The organism is Streptomyces sp. CB02058 (assembly GCF_001905505.1).
Taxonomy (GTDB): Bacteria; Actinomycetota; Actinomycetes; order Streptomycetales; family Streptomycetaceae; genus Streptomyces.
Genome location: NZ_LIPG01000003.1, coordinates 704,762 through 719,952, shown reverse-complemented (window position 1 = coordinate 719,952; position 15,191 = coordinate 704,762). Strand labels below are relative to the sequence as shown.

Here is a 15,191-nt window from a genome sequence, read left to right as displayed (position 1 = left end):
TCATGCGGAGGCAGGACGGTCGGGGCCCGGCTCGGCATCGGCACGGCGGCGCCCCCACGCGGTGCCCGCCAGCACCAGCACCGCGCCCACCACCCCCAGGACGCCGAGGCGTTCACCCCCGATCGCGATGCCGACGGCTGCGGCCCAGAGCGGTTCCGTGCCGAGGAGCAGGCTGACCCGGGAGGGCGAGGTGCGGCGCACGGACCACATCTGCACGAAGAAGGCGAACAGCGTGCAGAAGACGGAGAGGAAGATCAGCCCGGCCCACTCGGCGGCGCCGAAGTCCGCCGCCACCCTCCAGGGCGCGGGCCCGGTGCCGGGGGCGGCGGCCAGTACGGCGAAGACCGCGACGGCGCTGCCGAGCTGCACCGTGGTCAGGGAGAGCGAGTCCGCGTCCTGGACCGCCTTGATACGGGCCATCGCCAGGACGTGGACCGTGCGCGCGAGGGCCGCGAGCAGCATCAGGAGGTCGCCGCCGGAAGGGCTGGTGAATCCGCCGCCCTGTGTCAGGAGCACCACACCGAGGACGGAGAGCCCGGCGGCGGCGAGGAAGGCCCCGGACGGCCGGACCCGGGTCACGGCGGCCTCGGCCAGCGGGGTGAAGATCATCGTGAGGCTGATGATGAGTCCGGCGTTGGTCGCCGAGGTGTGCACGACGCCGTACGTCTCCAGCAGGAAGATCCCGCTGAGTACGAGCCCCAGCAGGCCCGCGCCCCGCCACTGCGCCCCGCTGAGCGCCCGGAGTCCGCGCCACCCCGCGACGGCCAGGGCGGGCAGCACGATCGCGAAGCGGAGCACGAGGACGGCGATCACGGTGTGCGTGGTGGTGATGCCCTTGGCCGCGAGATAGCTGGCACCCCAGACGGCCGCGACGAGCAGCAGCGGCAGATCGGTGACCCACACGCGGCGGGGCGGGGCGAGGGCGGGCACGACGGCAGCGGACATCTGGTGCTCCTGGTTCTCCACAACGGGAACGATGTGGAGACCTCGCCGGCTCACACGGGAAGCGGTCACGGTACCGAACGGACACCCCCCTCGGGAACCTCTGTCCGCAGGCTGGGCCGGCCGTCCGCCCCCAGGGGTCGTCCCGGCCCGAAGCGGTCCTCCGGGGGCGCCGGCTCCTCCTAGAATGTCGGTCTTGGGACGCTCGGGAACACGGAGTTGGCACATGGGTGGAGCGCGGCTGGACGGACGGATCGAGCGGGGGAACCAGACCAGGCAGCTGGTGCTGGGGCGCGCGGTCCAGGTCGCCTCGACCGAAGGGCTGGAGGGGCTGTCGCTCGGCCGGCTGGCGACGGAGCTGAAGCTGAGCAAGAGCGGGGTGTTCGCCCTGTTCGGCTCCAAGGAGGAGTTGCAGCTCGCCACGGTGCGTGCCGCCGTGACGGTGTTCGTGGAGCACGTGCTGACCCCGACCAGAGCGGCGCCGCCGGGGCTGGACCGCGTCTGGCGGATGTGCGAGAGCTGGCTCTCCTATTCACAGCGCCGGGTGTTCAGCGGCGGCTGCTTCTTCTACGCGACGATCGCCGAGTTCGACTCCAGGGAGGGCAAGGTGCACGACGCCCTGGCCTCCACGCAGACCGGCTGGGTCACCTTCGTCGAGGAGACCGTCGAGGAGGCCCGGGTGCGGGGCGAGCTCGCGGCGGACACGGATGTCTCGCAACTGGCGTTCGAACTCATCGCGTTCATGGAGCTGGCCAACGCGGAGTCCGTGCTGCACAACAACAACCCCGGCTACACCAAGGCGGCCCGGGCCATCCTGGGGCGGCTGCGCGCCGCGTCCACCGGCCGCTCGGCGCTGCCCCCGGCTCCCTGAGGGGCACAGGTGCCCGGGGCGTCCGGAGCCCGCTCACTCGCCGACGGTTCCGAAGCGGGCGGGCCCCGCGGTCCGGTAGGTGTGGATCGCGATGCCGCTGCCGGTGGTCCGCTCGCCGGTCGGTTCGAAGGCCGTCGGCTGTCCGCCCTCCGGGAAGAGCCGTCTGCCGCTGCCCAGGCAGACCGGGAAGACGAGCAGGTTGAGCTCGTCGATCAGCCCGTGCTCCAGGAGTGACCGGGCCAGGGTGCCGCTGCCGTGGATCTGCAGCTCGCCCTCCGCCGTCCGCTCCTCGATCAGGGCCACCTCGGCGGGCACGTCGCCCCGGACGACGGTGGTGTTCTCCCACTCCGGGTCCGTCAGCGTGGTGGAGACGACGTGCTTGGGCAGCGTGTTGAGGCGTGAGGCGATCGGGTCCTCCGGATCGGTGACCCTGGGCCAGTAGGACGAGAAGATGTCGTATGTACGCCGCCCGAGGAGAAAGGCGCCCGCACGGTCGAAGACCTCGACCATGAAGGCCCCCATGCCCTCGTCCGCGTACGGCGCCACCCAGCCGCCGTGGCGGAACCCGCCGGAGGTGTCCTCCTCGGGCCCGCCGGGGGCCTGCGTCACGCCGTCGAGGGACACGAACGTGGTAAGGGTCAGCTTCGTCATGGTCCCGCTCCTCCGCATCGCCGCCGTGGCTCCCGGCGGCCCCTGTGGTTCCACCCTTCCGACCCCACCTTCCGGCGTATTCCGCCGGTGCGCCCGGTGGACCGCGCGGCCCCGCCGCGTCGCGCCCCGCCCGGCGGCGCGTCCTACGCTGGCGGGGACGGCACACGAAACGAAACGGGAGACCATGCACCGGACACCGACCCCCGTCCGCAACCTCCACGACGGCAGCACGGTCCCAGCGGTGGGCCTCGGCACCTGGCCGCTCGACGACGAGGCCGCGGAGAAGGCCGTCGCGAGCGCGCTGGAGCTCGGCTACCGGCTCGTGGACACCGCGCTGAACTACGGGAACGAGACCGGAACCGGCCGCGGGATCGCCCGCTCGGGGGTGCCCCGCCAGGAGCTCTTCGTCACGACGAAGGTGCCCGGCCGGCACCACGGCTACGCGGAGACGCTCGCCTCCTTCGAGGAGTCGCGGAGCAATCTGGGCCTGGACTACGTCGACCTGTATCTCATCCACTGGCCGCTGCCCCGGGTGGACAAGTACGTCGACACCTGGAAGGCGATGATCAAACTCCGCGAGGACGGTCTCGTACGCTCCATCGGCGTCTCCAACTTCACGGCGGAACACCTGGACCGGCTGGAGCGTGAGACGGGCGTGCTGCCCGTGGTGAACCAGATCGAGATGCATCCACTGCTCCCGCAGGAGGAGCTGCGCGCGGTGCACACCGCCAAGGGCATCGTCACCGAGAGCTGGAGTCCCCTGGCCCGGGGGCGTCGGGTGCTGGAGGCCCCGGAGGTCGTCGCCGCGGCCGAGGCGCACGGGGTGACGCCGGGCCAGGTCGTCCTGCGGTGGCACACCCAGCTGGGTGCCGTACCGATCCCGAAGTCCGCCGATCCGGGCCGGCAGCGGGAGAATCTCGACCTGTTCGGCTTCGAACTGACGCGGCAGGAGCTGGACCGGATCGGGGCACGGCCGCCGCACCGCTTCGGCGGGGACCCCGATACGCACGAGGAGTTCTGACCGCGGCCGTCGGACAGGCGGTCACCCGGCCGGGCCGGTGGTTCCCACCGGCCGCGGCCCACCGGTCGCGGGGCGGTTCTCACCGGTTGCGCGGGGTGACCTCCGACATCCGGGACCAGTCGTCCCCGGGCACCTCGACGTTGATGATCTCCGGCACCTCGCTGACGAGCTCGGACATGGTCTCGATCGCCGCCTTGAAGTGATCGGAGTTCACATGCTCCACGCCCGCCTCCTGCGAGGCGAACGCTTCGAGCAGCACGAACTGGTCCGGGTTCTCGACGCTGTAGGACCAGTCGAAGAAGAGGTTCCCCGGCTCCTGGCGGGTGGCGAGGGTGAAGTCCTCGACGGCCGGCATCCAGTTGTCGCGCTCGGCGGTACGCACGGTGAACTTGACGGCGATGAAGATCATGGTGACTCCCTGGTCGGGACGGCAGCGTCCCGACCAGGGTCCCATATGCCGCAGACCGGACAGGAACCGGCACACCCGGCGGCCTCCGGGGCTGCCCCGCATTCCCTGGCCGGCGTGCGCCCGCCACGTCGCGAGCCCGCCAGGATGCAAACGAGAGGCCCTAGCCTCCGAGTGCCTCGTGACGGTCCGCCAGCCGTGCCACGCCCTGCTCGGTGAGCGAGCCGAAGAGCCGCAGCCGGGAGATCCCGCCGTCCGGGAAGATGTCGATCCGCACATGCGTGCCGCGTACGGGCTCCGGCAGGACGAAACGGTGACTGGTGTCGGGCTGCAGCCGGGTGCGGGGCAGGAGCTCGGCGGGCTCGCCGGCCTCCCCGTCGCTCACCGAGATCCGCGCCCAGCCCGCCGCGTTGCCCTTGAGGTAGGCGGTGTCGATCTCGACGGCCCGGATCTCCGACTGCTCCACCAGCCGGTAGCGGATCCAGTCGTTGCCCTTGTCGCGGCGGCGGCGGGTCTCCCAGCCGTCGTCCATCTTGCGGGAACGGCCGGGGGCGATGGTGTTGGTGGCCGGGGAGTAGAAGCGGTCGGACGCGTCCTCGACCTCGCCGCCGTTCTCCAGGGCCACGAGGTCGAACGTGCCGAGTGCGGCCAGCCAGGCGGGGTCGGGGGCGACCTCTCCGTGGACCCGCAGGCGCGCTATGCCGCCGTCGGGGTGCTGGTTGACCCGCAGATGGGTGAAGCGCTGCCCGGCGTCCACCGCGAAGCCGTTGGCCGCGTGACCGCCGACGGCCGTGCGGGGCACGAGGGTCGTCCACTTCACGTCGGGCGCGAGGAGGTCCTCGGGGGACGGGGAGCCGGGCAGCGAGGCCGCCTCGACGGAGACCGACTGCGGGTAGTTGCCGCGGAAGTGGGCGGTGTCGACGACCAGTCCGCGGATCACACCGGGTGCTCCGAGGCGTACGAGCGCCCAGTCGTGGTCCTCGTCGGCGGGGTGCGGCTCGTCGGCGCTCACGCCCCGTCGGCGGCGGGTCTCCCAGCCGTCCATGATCTTGCCCTTGTGCCCGAAGTGCTCTGGGTCGAACTCCGCGGGCCCGGGCTTCAGGAGGTTCTCGCGCTCGGCGAAGAACTCGTCGTTGGCGGCGATGACACCGGCGCCGAGACGCCGGTCGGCGAGGTCGACGAGGTGGGTGAAGGGGAAGTCGGCGGTGCGGTAGTCGGCGTACGGGTCGCCGCCTCCGTACGGGCTCGCGTCACCGGTGAAGTGCGGGGTCGCCGTCATGGTCAGTGGTTCCTTTCGAGGAGGCGGCCGGTGGGCTCGGCGAGTACGCCGTCGGCCGCGATCCGCGTGCCGCGCAGCCAGGTGGACTTCACCACGCCGTGCAGGGTCTTCCCGGCGTAGGCGGTGACCTGGTTGCGGTGGAAGAGTCCGGCGGGGTCGACGGTGAAGGTCTCGTCGGGCGCGAGGACGGCGAAGTCGGCGTCCCGTCCGGCCTCGATGGCGCCCTTGCGGGTGAGCCCGGCGAGCTCCGCCGGCGCGGCGGACATCCAGCGGGCGACGTCGTCGAGGGTGTGACCGCGCCGGCGGGCCTCGGTCCAGATGGCGGGCAGACCCAGCTGGAGGGAGGAGATGCCGCCCCAGGCGGAGGCGAAGTCGGGGGTCTTGAGGTCGGTCGTGCAGGGCGAGTGGTCGGAGACGACGCAGTCGATCGTCCCGTCGGCGAGCCCGGCCCAGAGCGTGTCCTGGTTGGCGGCCTCGCGGATCGGCGGACAGCACTTGAACTCGGTCGCCCCGTCCGGGACCTCCTCGGCGGTGAGCGTGAGGAAGTGCGGGCACGACTCGACGGTGATCCGGACGCCCTCGCGCTTGGCGGCGGCGATCAGCGGCAGGGCGTCGCTGGAGGAGAGGTGCAGGACGTGGACGCGCGCGTTCAGCCGCTTGGCGTGGGCGATGAGGCCCTCGATCGCGTTGTTCTCGGCGTCGCGGGGCCGGGAGGCGAGGAAGTCGGCGTACTTCCCACCGCTGCGCTGCGGCGCGGACGCCAGCTCGTGGGGATCCTCGGCGTGCACGATCAGCAGTCCGCCGAAGCCCGCGATCTCGGCCATGGAGCGGGCCAGCTGCTCCTGGTCCAGCTCGGGGAACTCCTCGACGCCGGAGGGCGAGAGGAAGCACTTGAAGCCGAAGACCCCGGCCTCGTACAGCGGACGCAGATCCTTGGTGTTGGAGGGGATCGCACCGCCCCAGAAGCCGGTGTCGATGTGCGCCTTGGGGGCGGCCACCTGCTGCTTGACGCGCAGGTTCTCGACCGTGGTCGTCGGCGGGAGGGAGTTGAGCGGCATGTCGAGCAGGGTCGTGATGCCGCCGGCGGCCGCGGCGCGGGTGGCGGTCCAGAAGCCCTCCCACTCGGTGCGGCCGGGGTCGTTCACATGGACGTGGGTGTCGACGAGGCCCGGCAGCAGGACGTCGTCGCCGAAGTCCTCGACCCGGGCACCGTCGGGCGCCTCGGCGTCGTACGGCAGGACCGCCTCGATCGCCCCGTCGGCGACGAGGACCGCGGCGGCACGGGTCCCCTCCGGGGTGACGACGCGCGTCGAGCGCAGCACCAGCTTCAAGTCCACACCGGGCACCTGTGCTCCTCAGGGCAGATTTCAACGAACTGTTGAAGGAGTCTTCACTCGGGGAGGCGACCCGTCAAGGCCTCACCTCTTCCATGGAACCCCCGGAGGATCATGGAAGGCAAGGTTTGTAGATTTCCACGAAGTAAAAGTTCATTTTCGGCAGGCGGAACGTAGAATGAGTCAGGGGCGGCCTCGCCGGACACCGGGCCGAAGGCGGGCCGGACCGTCGACACCAGGACAAAACAGGTCCTGACCGGCAAGGACGCCGCACCGGGAGCAGTGGGCCGATCGGGAACAGCCCGGTAGGCTGCTGCCTTGCCTCCGCTTCGAAAGGACCGTTGACGTGCCGCCGTCCCACGCCAGCACTTCCGACTCCAAGCCCGCCGGTCCCAGCGGCGGCGTCCAGTCCCTCGAGCGCGCCTTCGATCTGCTGGAGCGCATGGCGGACGCCGGGGGCGAGGTCGGTCTCAGCGAACTCTCCGCGAGCAGCGGACTGCCCCTGCCGACGATCCACCGCCTGATGCGCACCCTGGTCGTGTGCGGTTATGTGCGCCAGCAGCCCAACCGGCGTTACGCGCTCGGCCCCCGCCTGATCCGCCTCGGCGAGTCCGCGTCCCGGCTGCTGGGCACCTGGGCGCGGCCGTATCTCCAGCGGCTGGTCGAGGAGACGGGCGAGACGGCGAACATGGCGCTGCTCGACGGCGATGAGATCGTGTATGTCGCCCAGGTGCCGTCGAAGCACTCGATGCGGATGTTCACCGAGGTGGGCCGCCGGGTGCTGCCCCACTCCACGGGCGTCGGCAAGGCCCTCCTCGCGAACACCCCGGCCGACGAGGTGCGCGCGCTGCTCGCCCGTACGGGCATGCCCGCGGCCACCGAGAAGACGATCACCACCCCCGACGGCTTCCTCGACGCGCTGGAACAGGTGCGCAGGGCCGGCTACGCGGTGGACGACAACGAGCAGGAGATCGGGGTCCGCTGCCTCGCGGTCTCGGTGCCCGACTCCCCGACCTCGGCCGCCATCTCCATCTCGGGGCCGGCGGGCCGGGTGACGGAGACGGCGACGGAGCGGATCGTGCCGATCCTCCAGCAGATCGCGAAGGAACTCTCCGAGGCGCTGGCGAGCAGCGGCCCGGCGGCCTGAGTCACGGGGACCACGGGCACTCACCGGCAGGCCTCTCCGGCGCCCGGTTCCCCCTGGCCGGCCTCTCCGGCGCCCGGCGCCGGTTCTCCCCCGGCCGGTCCCTCAGGCCGGGGCGGGCACCGACAGACGCCCGTCCTCCATGCTCACCGTCCTGTCCACCCGGTCGAGGTGGGCCCGGTCGTGGGTGACCATGATCGTGGCCGTGGAGCGTTCCCGGGTCAGGCCGATCAGCAGGTCGAGGACCGCCGCGCCCCGTTCGTGGTCGAGGGCGCTGGTCGGCTCGTCGACGAGCAGCACCGCCGGTTCGTTCATCAGGGCCCGGGCGATGTTGATCCGCTGACGCTGGCCCCCCGACATCTGATGCGGCCTGCGGCCCGCCCCGTCGGCAAGCCCGACCGCGTCCAGGAGATCCATGGCCCGGCCCCGGGCCGCGCGCGCGGAGCGCCGCGACAGATGCGCCATCACCTGGAGCTGCTCGACGGCGGTGAGGGACGGCAGCAGATGGGGCTGCTGGAAGACGACGCCGATGCGGTCCCGGCGCAGGGCGGCCTTGTCGGCGCGGCTGAGCCCCGCGGTCTCGGTACCCGCGACGGTGATCCTCCCGTGGTCCGGGGTGACGAGCGTGGCCGCCACGGCGAGGAGGCTGGACTTCCCCGATCCGGACGGTCCGACGACCGCTGTGAGTGTGCCCGCCGGCACGTCCAGGGAGACCCGGTCGAGGGCGGTGAGCCGGGTGTCACCGTCGGGGTAGGTAAGTGTGACGTCGGTGAGGGTGAGGGTCATCGGGCGCTCCCGAGTGCGGTGAGGGGGTCGACAGCGGTGATCCGCCGGACGGACAGGGCTGCCCCGAGCGCGCCGAGGACGATCATCACGCCGGACGGGACGAGCACGGTCGACGCGTCGAGGACGAACGGCACGGCGCCGCCGTCCCCGCCGAGCAGGGCACCGATCGCCGCCGCGAGCCCGGCACCGAGGCCGGTACCCGCGGCCAGCATCACCACGGCCTGCCCGAGCGCGTCCCTCAGCAGATACGGGGTGGAGGCGCCCAGCGCCTTGAGCACGGCCACGTCGCCACTGCGCTGGATCGTCCAGACCGTGAAGAAGGCGCCGATGACGAGCGCGGAGATCGCGAAGAGGAAGCCGCGCATCAGCTGGAGCGAGCCGTTCTCGGCCTGATAGGAGCCGATCGCCGTGAGGGAGTCCTCCAGGGTCAGCGTGCTGGTGCCCGCCGCCTCGTCCCCGGCGGCGAGGTCGGCGCCCGCGCTCGTGGTCAGGGCGATCACGGTCGCCCGCCCACCGGTGCCCGTGATGCGCTGCCAGTCGGCGAGCGAGGTCCACACCACCGGGGTGTGGCTGTACGAGGCGTCGCCGCCGATCGCCGACACGGTCAGCCGCCGGCCGCCGAGTCCGAGCGTGTCACCGGTCCGTGCGCCGAGTTCGGCGGCGGCCTGCTCCGACAGCACGATCCGGCCCGCCCCCACGCCGGAGGGCGCGAGCCCACCGCCCGGTTCGGCTCCGAACGCCGACACGGCGGCCGTACGCCTCCCCTCGTCGGCCGAGGCGTTCAGCGTCCGGATGCCCAGTGGCCGGGCGGCCGGGATCCCCGGCTGCTCCGCCCAGGCGCGCCATGCGCTCTCCTCGACGGCCGAGTCGGAGAAGGACACCGACCGGCCGTCCGGCGGCGCGGCGAACGCGACACGGTCGGCGTCCAGCCCCGTGACGGCCGAGGTGTTCTCCCTGCCCAGCCCCGCCGTGAGGCCCGACAGCAGCCCGACGAGCAGCGTGATCAGCACGACGACCGTGCCCATGAGGGCGAAGCGGCCCCGGGCGAACCGTAGATCTCTCCATGCGACAAACATGGCTCCAGACTCGGGTTCCGGGCCGCCGGAGACATCGCGCGCCGGACGGGGCCCACGTCAACCTTTCGGTTGACCGGCCCGGCGCCCGGCGCGTCTACGCTGGAACGACCATGGATCTGCGTGCCCCCACTCCCGTCACCACCGCACTGCGGCTCTGTCTGCACGCGCTGCTGGTGGGGCTGCTGATGCTCGCCGCGCTGCGCGCGACCGGCGACGGCACACCGCACGCCACGGCCGTCGTCGTGGTGGCGGGAGCGATGGCCGCCCTGTACATGGCGGGCGCGCTCGCTCCCGTCGTCCAGCCGCACACCCGCGCCGCGTCCCTCTGGCTCACCGCGCTGGGGGCGGCGTGGCTGGCGCTGCTCGCCCTGTCGCCCGAAGCGCTGTGGGTGGCGTTCCCCCTCTATTTCCTTCAGCTGCACCTGCTGCCGCTGCGGTGGGGGCTGCCCGCCGTCGCGGTCACGGCCGCGGCCGCGATCAGCAGTTTCCTGCTGCACGAGCAGGAGGTCACCCCGGGCGCCTTCATCGGTCCGCTGCTCGGCGCGGCGGTGGCCGTCGCGACCGTACAGGGGTACGACGTGCTGTTCCGCGAGAGCGAGCGTCGCCGCGAGCTCATCGACGAGCTCGTCTCCACCCGGGCGGAGCTCGCCGACGCGGAGCGCGCCGCGGGCACGCTGGCCGAGCGGGAGCGGCTGGCCCGGGAGATCCACGACACCCTCGCCCAGGGGCTGTCGAGCATCCAGCTCCTGCTGCGGGCCGCCGAGCGCTCGCTCCCCGGGGACGCGCCGGCGGCCCCCCATGTCCGGCGCGCCCGCGAGGCCGCCCAGGACAATCTGGCCGAGGCGCGCCGCTTCGTCCGGGCCCTGACCCCGCCGGACCTGCAGCAGGGCTCCCTGGCGGCGGCCCTGTCCCGCCTCTCCTCCCGCAGCTCGGCGCCGGACCTCACGGTGCAGTTCGCCGTCAGCGGCAGACCGGTCGAGCTGCCCACCCCGTACGAGGTGGCGCTGCTGCGCGCCGCGCAGTCGGCGCTGGCCAACGCGGTCCAGCACTCCGGGGCGCGCCGGACGGAGATCACCCTCAGCTTCATGGAGACGTCGGTCTCCCTGGACGTCGTGGACGACGGCCACGGCTTCGACACGGCCGCCGAACCCGCGCGCGCCTCCGGCGGTGGCTTCGGGCTGCTCGCGATGCGTGCGCGGGCCCGGTCGCTGGGCGGGACGCTGAGTGTGGAGTCGGGGCCGGGCCAGGGCACCGCCGTCGCCGTCACCCTGCCGCTCCCGGCCGCCGAGGGCCATGGCCCGGAGGGTGCGGAGAGCGCGGAGGACCGGAAGGGCAGGGCGGCATGACCGGGCCGATCCGGCTGCTCCTCGCCGACGACCACCCGGTGGTGCGGGCGGGCCTGCGCGCGGTCCTGGACACCGAGCCGGACTTCCAGGTCGTCGCCGAGGCCCCCACCGCGGAACGGGCCGTCGCGCTGGCCGCGACCGGCGTGTGCGACGTGGTCCTGATGGACCTGCAGTTCGGCCCGGGCATGCACGGGGCGGAGGCCACCGCGGCGATCACCGCCGCCGCGGACGCCCCGCGCGTGCTGATCCTCACCACGTACGACTCGGACGCCGACATCCTGGCCGCCGTCGAGGCGGGCGCCGGGGGCTATCTGCTCAAGGACGCCCCGCCCGAGGAGCTGGCGGCCGCCGTGCGCACGGCGGCCTCCGGACGCTCGGCGCTGGCTCCGGCGGTGGCGCACCGGCTGATGGACCGCATGCGGACACCGGCCCAGGCCTTGACCAAGCGGGAGCTGGAGGTGCTCCAGCTGGTGGGTGAGGGCCTGTCGAACCAGCAGATCAGCAAGCGGCTCTTTCTGAGCCAGGCGACGGTGAAGTCCCATCTGGTGCACATCTACGCCAAGCTCGGCGTCGACTCACGCACGTCGGCGGTGGCCGCCGCGACCGCCCGCCGCCTGATCCGGCGCTGACTTCACGGGTGGCGCGGGGCCCCCGCCTGACCCACCGCTGACCTCACGGGTGGCGCGGGGGCTCCCCGAACAGCTCGATCGCGATCCTGACCTCGCGGAGGCGCGGGGCCAGCGCGCTGACCGAGCCGATCGCTCCGGCGACCAGCAGCAGGGAGCGCCGCAGCCGGGGGATCTCGGGCATGCCGCCGGCCGCCATGGCGTCCAGCGCCGCGAGCTCGTCCTCGGCTATGCCCCGGTCGGGGAACTCGACGGGATGACCGGCCAGTTCCCGGCGGAGCCGGGAGACCGCCGTGCGCAGCTCCGCCACTCTCGGGTCCTCACCGCTGCCGGCCAACCGCTCCTGCCCCACGCTTCGCAACAAAGCACTCCCCCTCGCACGTCATTGTGCCGGTGTGTCGAACGACCCCCGGGCGGCGGTCAAACGCCTGGGTTCGTCCGCAAGTTAACGCCATGAAAGGTGGCGTGCGCCACCGTGCGGACACAGAACGAGCGTACCTCCGGGGGGTGACATTCCTTCCGCCGGTCCGAGCGGGGCAGTGGTATCCAGGGCGCATGGATCACTCAGAACGAAACCCCGTGGTCGCCGGGCTCCTCCTCGCCGCGGGCGGCGGCCGTCGCCTCGGCGGCAGGCCGAAGGCGCTCCTGGAGCATCGCGGCCGCCCTCTGGTCGAACACGCGGTGCGGACCCTGCGCAACGGCGGCTGCGGCCCCGTCCATGTCGTCCTGGGCGCCGCGGCCGACGAGGTGCGGGCGCGGGCGGAACTGCCGGGGTGCGCGGTGACCGTGAACCCGCTGTGGGAGGAGGGCATGGGCTCCTCGCTCCGGGCCGGTCTCGGCGCCCTCGCCGGTTCGGACGCGGACGCGGTGCTCGTGCTCCTGGTCGACCAGCCGGGCATCGGGGCGGAGGCGGTGGCGCGGGTCCGCTCGGCGTACCGCTCCCGGGCGAGCCTCGCGGCGGCCTCGTACGCCGGTGAACGGGGGCACCCCGTGCTGTTCGGGGCCGACCGCTGGGCGGACATCGCGGCGGGCGCGGTCGGCGACCAGGGGGCGCGGGCGTATCTGCGGGCGCACCGCGATGCGATCACGCTCGTCGAGTGTTCCGATGTGGCTCAGGCGTACGACATCGACACGGCGGAGGACCTGACGCACCTGGAGTGACGGCCGGGCGAGGCGGCCGGGTGGACGGCGCCCCCGGGGGAAGACGGTCCGTGCCGGGGGCGGCACGCCGCGCCACCGCGGCCGCACGTGCCTCGACCCGGAGAATCTCGATATCAACAAACCATTGAACTTCCACCATGAGGAAACTAATATCCACTGATCAGAAGCCCATGGTTCCGCTTCCGGTCCCCGGAGGCGCCCCGTGGCCGTATCTCGGAGCCCTGGCACCCCGTGCCGCCCCGGGCGACCCGGCGGCCACGGGATGCCACCGCACCACCCGCTGAAGGAGTGACAGCTCATGTCCGCACCAGCGCCGTCCCCGCTGGCCATCGTCGATGCCGAGCCCCTGCCGAGGCAGGACGAGGTCCTGACCGATGCGGCCCTCGCGTTCGTGGCCGAGCTGCACCGGCGGTTCACGCCCCGGCGTGACGAGCTGCTCGCCCGTCGCGGCGAGCGCCGGGCCGAGATCGCCCGCACCTCCACGCTGGACTTCCTGCCGGAGACGGAGGCGGTCCGGGTGGACGACACCTGGAAGGTCGCCCCGGCCCCCGCCGCGCTGGACGACCGCCGGGTGGAGATCACCGGTCCGACCGACCGCAAGATGACCATCAACGCCCTGAACTCGGGCGCCAAGGTCTGGCTCGCCGACTTCGAGGACGCGTCCGCCCCCACGTGGGAGAACGTGATCACCGGCCAGCTCAACCTGATCGACGCCTACACCCGGAACATCGACTTCACCGACCCGAAGTCGGGCAAGTCGTACGCCCTCAGGCCCGCCGAGGAGCTCGCGACCGTCGTCACGCGCCCGCGCGGCTGGCACCTGAACGAGCGCCACCTCCAGCTGGACGGCACCCCGGTGCCGGGCGCGCTGGTCGACTTCGGCCTCTACTTCTTCCACAACGCGCAGCGCCTGATCGACCTCGGCAAGGGCCCGTACTTCTACCTCCCGAAGACGGAGTCGCACCTGGAGGCCCGCCTCTGGAACGACATCTTCGTCTTCGCCCAGGACTACGTCGGCATCCCGCGGGGAACGGTCCGCGCGACCGTCCTGATCGAGACGATCACCGCCGCGTACGAGATGGAGGAGATCCTCTACGAGCTCCGCGACCACGCCTCCGGGCTGAACGCCGGCCGCTGGGACTACCTCTTCTCCATCGTCAAGAACTTCCGAGACGGCGGCTCGAAGTTCGTCCTGCCGGACCGCAACCTGGTCACGATGACCGCCCCGTTCATGCGGGCGTACACCGAACTCCTCGTCCGCACCTGCCACAAGCGCGGCGCCCACGCCATCGGCGGCATGGCGGCCTTCATCCCCTCGCGGCGTGACGCCGAGGTCAACAAGGTCGCCTTCGAGAAGGTCAAGGCCGACAAGGACCGCGAGGCGAACGACGGCTTCGACGGCTCCTGGGTCGCCCACCCCGACCTGGTCCCGATCGCGATGGCCTCCTTCGACGCGGTCCTCGGCGAGAAGCCGAACCAGAAGGACCGTCTGCGCGAGGACGTCTCGGTGGCGGCGGGCGACCTGATCGCCATCGACACCCTGGACGCGAAGCCCTCGTACGACGGCCTGCGCAACGCCGTCGCGGTCGGCATCCGCTACATCGAGGCATGGCTGCGGGGCATGGGCGCGGTCGCCATCTTCAACCTGATGGAGGACGCGGCCACCGCCGAGATCTCGCGCTCGCAGATCTGGCAGTGGATCAACGCGGACGTGGTCTTCGAGAACGGCGAGCACGCCACCGCGGACCTCGCCCGCAAGGTCGCGGCCGAGGAACTGGCCGCGATCCGCGCCGAGATCGGCGACGAGGCCTTCGAGTCCGGCACGTGGCAGCAGGCCCACGACCTGCTGCTCCAGGTCTCGCTGGACCAGGACTACGCGGACTTCCTGACGCTGCCGGCGTACGAGCAGCTGGGCTGACCCTCCGCGGACCCGAGCGCCGCACCCCCGCGCCTCACCGCGCGGGGGTGCGGCGCTTCCTGCACACGGGGAGGTCCGCCGCGACCGCGCGGGCCGCGCAGACGGCCGCCCGCACGAGCAGGACGTTCACGGCCGCCCCCAGCCCGCAGGCGAGAGCGAGGCTCCCGGCGTCGCCCGCTCCCCCGCCGGTGTCACCGAGAAGCGCGACGAGCGGCATGAGGACGAACACGTACAGCACGTTCAGCCCGGGCTGGGACAGCTCGAAGAGCAACGACTCCGCGGACGAGGGGGCTTGGGCCCCCACGATCAGTCCACCGGCCGCCATGGCAACGACATAGGCGACGGCCGTGATCCGGGCAGCGCGAGAAATACGGGTACGGCTCATCGTGACGGGCCTCTCGGTGCACGGGGTGACTGGACCCGGCCATTATTGAACATGTTCGAAACTCTACGCACCCCCACGTCGTTCGACGTACTGGAGTGCGATTTCGAGCCGGTGGCCGCTATGATCACGCACGGCAAGGCTGTAGCGCAGAGGTCGTCGCGCCCACGCAGCAAGCTGGAGGACGCCGGTTCGAATCCGGCCGGTCTTGCCACCTGTTCGTGGAGGAACGCGCCCGCGCTGGGCGG

At 72.3% G+C, this 15,191-nt stretch carries 16 protein-coding genes and 1 tRNA gene; 8 read left to right on the top strand and 9 right to left on the bottom strand.

Features of this window, described 5'->3' with window-relative positions; translation table 11 throughout:
* The gene (locus AMK10_RS16770; RefSeq protein ID WP_073748596.1) at positions 1 to 945 is read right to left on the bottom strand and encodes a DMT family transporter; all 945 of its coding nucleotides are present in this window, start codon (positions 943 to 945) and stop codon (positions 1 to 3) included.
* Positions 946 to 1,168: 223 nt separating this feature from the next.
* Between AMK10_RS16770 and AMK10_RS16765 the strand changes: the two genes are divergently transcribed.
* Entirely contained in the window at positions 1,169 to 1,813 is a 645-nt protein-coding gene (locus tag AMK10_RS16765) for a TetR/AcrR family transcriptional regulator (protein WP_073748595.1), read from the top strand.
* A gap of 33 nt (positions 1,814 to 1,846) precedes the next feature.
* Here the strand turns inward: AMK10_RS16765 and AMK10_RS16760 are convergent, their stop codons facing one another.
* The gene (locus AMK10_RS16760; protein WP_073748594.1) at positions 1,847 to 2,464 is read right to left on the bottom strand and encodes a dihydrofolate reductase family protein; all 618 of its coding nucleotides are present in this window, start codon (positions 2,462 to 2,464) and stop codon (positions 1,847 to 1,849) included.
* Between the two features lie 184 nt (positions 2,465 to 2,648).
* Between AMK10_RS16760 and AMK10_RS16755 the strand changes: the two genes are divergently transcribed.
* Complete coding sequence (locus AMK10_RS16755) at positions 2,649 to 3,485, top strand: aldo/keto reductase (RefSeq protein WP_073748593.1); 837 nt, start codon at positions 2,649 to 2,651, stop codon at positions 3,483 to 3,485.
* 79 nt (positions 3,486 to 3,564) lie between these two features.
* Here AMK10_RS16755 and AMK10_RS16750 read toward each other — a convergent pair whose 3' ends face one another.
* The 3 genes from AMK10_RS16750 to allB all read right to left on the bottom strand — a co-directional run bounded on the left by AMK10_RS16750 (position 3,565) and on the right by allB (position 6,516).
* Positions 3,565 to 3,894, bottom strand: a complete 330-nt coding sequence (locus AMK10_RS16750) for a putative quinol monooxygenase (RefSeq protein WP_073748592.1) — start codon at positions 3,892 to 3,894, stop codon at positions 3,565 to 3,567.
* A gap of 160 nt (positions 3,895 to 4,054) precedes the next feature.
* Positions 4,055 to 5,170 carry an allantoicase gene (alc, locus tag AMK10_RS16745; protein ID WP_073748591.1) on the bottom strand — a complete coding sequence of 372 codons (1,116 nt, stop codon included), beginning with the start codon at positions 5,168 to 5,170 and terminating at the stop codon, positions 4,055 to 4,057.
* 2 nt (positions 5,171 to 5,172) lie between these two features.
* Complete coding sequence (gene allB / locus AMK10_RS16740) at positions 5,173 to 6,516, bottom strand: allantoinase AllB (protein WP_073748590.1); 1,344 nt, start codon at positions 6,514 to 6,516, stop codon at positions 5,173 to 5,175.
* Positions 6,517 to 6,850: 334 nt separating this feature from the next.
* Here allB and AMK10_RS16735 point away from each other — a divergent pair, with 334 nt between their 5' ends.
* Positions 6,851 to 7,651, top strand: coding sequence for an IclR family transcriptional regulator (locus AMK10_RS16735; protein ID WP_073748589.1), 801 nt, complete (start codon positions 6,851 to 6,853; stop codon positions 7,649 to 7,651).
* A 102-nt stretch (positions 7,652 to 7,753) separates the two neighbouring features.
* On the opposite strand, the gene AMK10_RS16730 is transcribed toward AMK10_RS16735, so the two are convergent.
* On the bottom strand, positions 7,754 to 8,434 hold the full coding sequence (locus AMK10_RS16730; protein WP_073748588.1) for an ABC transporter ATP-binding protein: 681 nt from the start codon (positions 8,432 to 8,434) through the stop codon (positions 7,754 to 7,756).
* Complete coding sequence (locus AMK10_RS16725) at positions 8,431 to 9,510, bottom strand: ABC transporter permease (RefSeq protein WP_073748587.1); 1,080 nt, start codon at positions 9,508 to 9,510, stop codon at positions 8,431 to 8,433. The genes AMK10_RS16730 and AMK10_RS16725 overlap by 4 nt, the downstream gene beginning before the upstream one ends.
* A 110-nt stretch (positions 9,511 to 9,620) precedes the next feature.
* Between AMK10_RS16725 and AMK10_RS16720 the strand changes: the two genes are divergently transcribed.
* Together AMK10_RS16720 and AMK10_RS16715 are read left to right on the top strand one after the other, a co-directional pair.
* Positions 9,621 to 10,856, top strand: coding sequence for a sensor histidine kinase (locus tag AMK10_RS16720; RefSeq protein ID WP_073748586.1), 1,236 nt, complete (start codon positions 9,621 to 9,623; stop codon positions 10,854 to 10,856).
* Positions 10,853 to 11,485, top strand: coding sequence for a response regulator (locus tag AMK10_RS16715; RefSeq protein ID WP_073748585.1), 633 nt, complete (start codon positions 10,853 to 10,855; stop codon positions 11,483 to 11,485). Before AMK10_RS16720 ends, AMK10_RS16715 begins: the two co-directional genes overlap by 4 nt.
* Before the next feature lie 43 nt (positions 11,486 to 11,528).
* On the opposite strand, the gene AMK10_RS16710 is transcribed toward AMK10_RS16715, so the two are convergent.
* Entirely contained in the window at positions 11,529 to 11,834 is a 306-nt protein-coding gene (locus tag AMK10_RS16710) for a DUF5955 family protein (RefSeq protein ID WP_198959745.1), read from the bottom strand.
* A gap of 203 nt (positions 11,835 to 12,037) precedes the next feature.
* On the opposite strand from AMK10_RS16710, the gene AMK10_RS16705 reads away from it, so the two are divergent.
* Both AMK10_RS16705 and aceB read left to right on the top strand, forming a co-directional pair.
* Entirely contained in the window at positions 12,038 to 12,643 is a 606-nt protein-coding gene (locus tag AMK10_RS16705) for a nucleotidyltransferase family protein (RefSeq protein WP_073748583.1), read from the top strand.
* A 298-nt stretch (positions 12,644 to 12,941) separates the two neighbouring features.
* Positions 12,942 to 14,561, top strand: a complete 1,620-nt coding sequence (aceB, locus tag AMK10_RS16700) for a malate synthase A (RefSeq protein ID WP_073748582.1) — start codon at positions 12,942 to 12,944, stop codon at positions 14,559 to 14,561.
* A gap of 34 nt (positions 14,562 to 14,595) precedes the next feature.
* On the opposite strand, the gene AMK10_RS16695 is transcribed toward aceB, so the two are convergent.
* Positions 14,596 to 14,946 carry a hypothetical protein gene (locus AMK10_RS16695; protein ID WP_143194960.1) on the bottom strand — a complete coding sequence of 117 codons (351 nt, stop codon included), beginning with the start codon at positions 14,944 to 14,946 and terminating at the stop codon, positions 14,596 to 14,598.
* 135 nt (positions 14,947 to 15,081) lie between these two features.
* Here AMK10_RS16695 and AMK10_RS16690 point away from each other — a divergent pair.
* Positions 15,082 to 15,157 (top strand) — tRNA-Cys (locus AMK10_RS16690).
* Positions 15,158 to 15,191: the final 34 nt, after the last annotated feature.

What these genes read in the sequence shown, in the direction of transcription:
- AMK10_RS16770 (WP_073748596.1), bottom strand. Translation starts at nt 945, where the DNA reads ATGTCCGCTGCCGTCGTGCCCGCCCTCGCCCCGCCCCGCCGCGTGTGG.
- AMK10_RS16765 (WP_073748595.1), top strand. Translation starts at nt 1,169, where the DNA reads ATGGGTGGAGCGCGGCTGGACGGACGGATCGAGCGGGGGAACCAGACC.
- AMK10_RS16760 (WP_073748594.1), bottom strand. Translation starts at nt 2,464, where the DNA reads ATGACGAAGCTGACCCTTACCACGTTCGTGTCCCTCGACGGCGTGACG.
- AMK10_RS16755 (WP_073748593.1), top strand. Translation starts at nt 2,649, where the DNA reads ATGCACCGGACACCGACCCCCGTCCGCAACCTCCACGACGGCAGCACG.
- AMK10_RS16750 (WP_073748592.1), bottom strand. Translation starts at nt 3,894, where the DNA reads ATGATCTTCATCGCCGTCAAGTTCACCGTGCGTACCGCCGAGCGCGAC.
- alc (WP_073748591.1), bottom strand. Translation starts at nt 5,170, where the DNA reads ATGACGGCGACCCCGCACTTCACCGGTGACGCGAGCCCGTACGGAGGC.
- AMK10_RS16730 (WP_073748588.1), bottom strand. Translation starts at nt 8,434, where the DNA reads ATGACCCTCACCCTCACCGACGTCACACTTACCTACCCCGACGGTGAC.
- AMK10_RS16725 (WP_073748587.1), bottom strand. Translation starts at nt 9,510, where the DNA reads ATGTTTGTCGCATGGAGAGATCTACGGTTCGCCCGGGGCCGCTTCGCC.
- AMK10_RS16720 (WP_073748586.1), top strand. Translation starts at nt 9,621, where the DNA reads ATGGATCTGCGTGCCCCCACTCCCGTCACCACCGCACTGCGGCTCTGT.
- AMK10_RS16715 (WP_073748585.1), top strand. Translation starts at nt 10,853, where the DNA reads ATGACCGGGCCGATCCGGCTGCTCCTCGCCGACGACCACCCGGTGGTG.
- AMK10_RS16705 (WP_073748583.1), top strand. Translation starts at nt 12,038, where the DNA reads ATGGATCACTCAGAACGAAACCCCGTGGTCGCCGGGCTCCTCCTCGCC.
- aceB (WP_073748582.1), top strand. Translation starts at nt 12,942, where the DNA reads ATGTCCGCACCAGCGCCGTCCCCGCTGGCCATCGTCGATGCCGAGCCC.
- AMK10_RS16695 (WP_143194960.1), bottom strand. Translation starts at nt 14,946, where the DNA reads ATGAGCCGTACCCGTATTTCTCGCGCTGCCCGGATCACGGCCGTCGCC.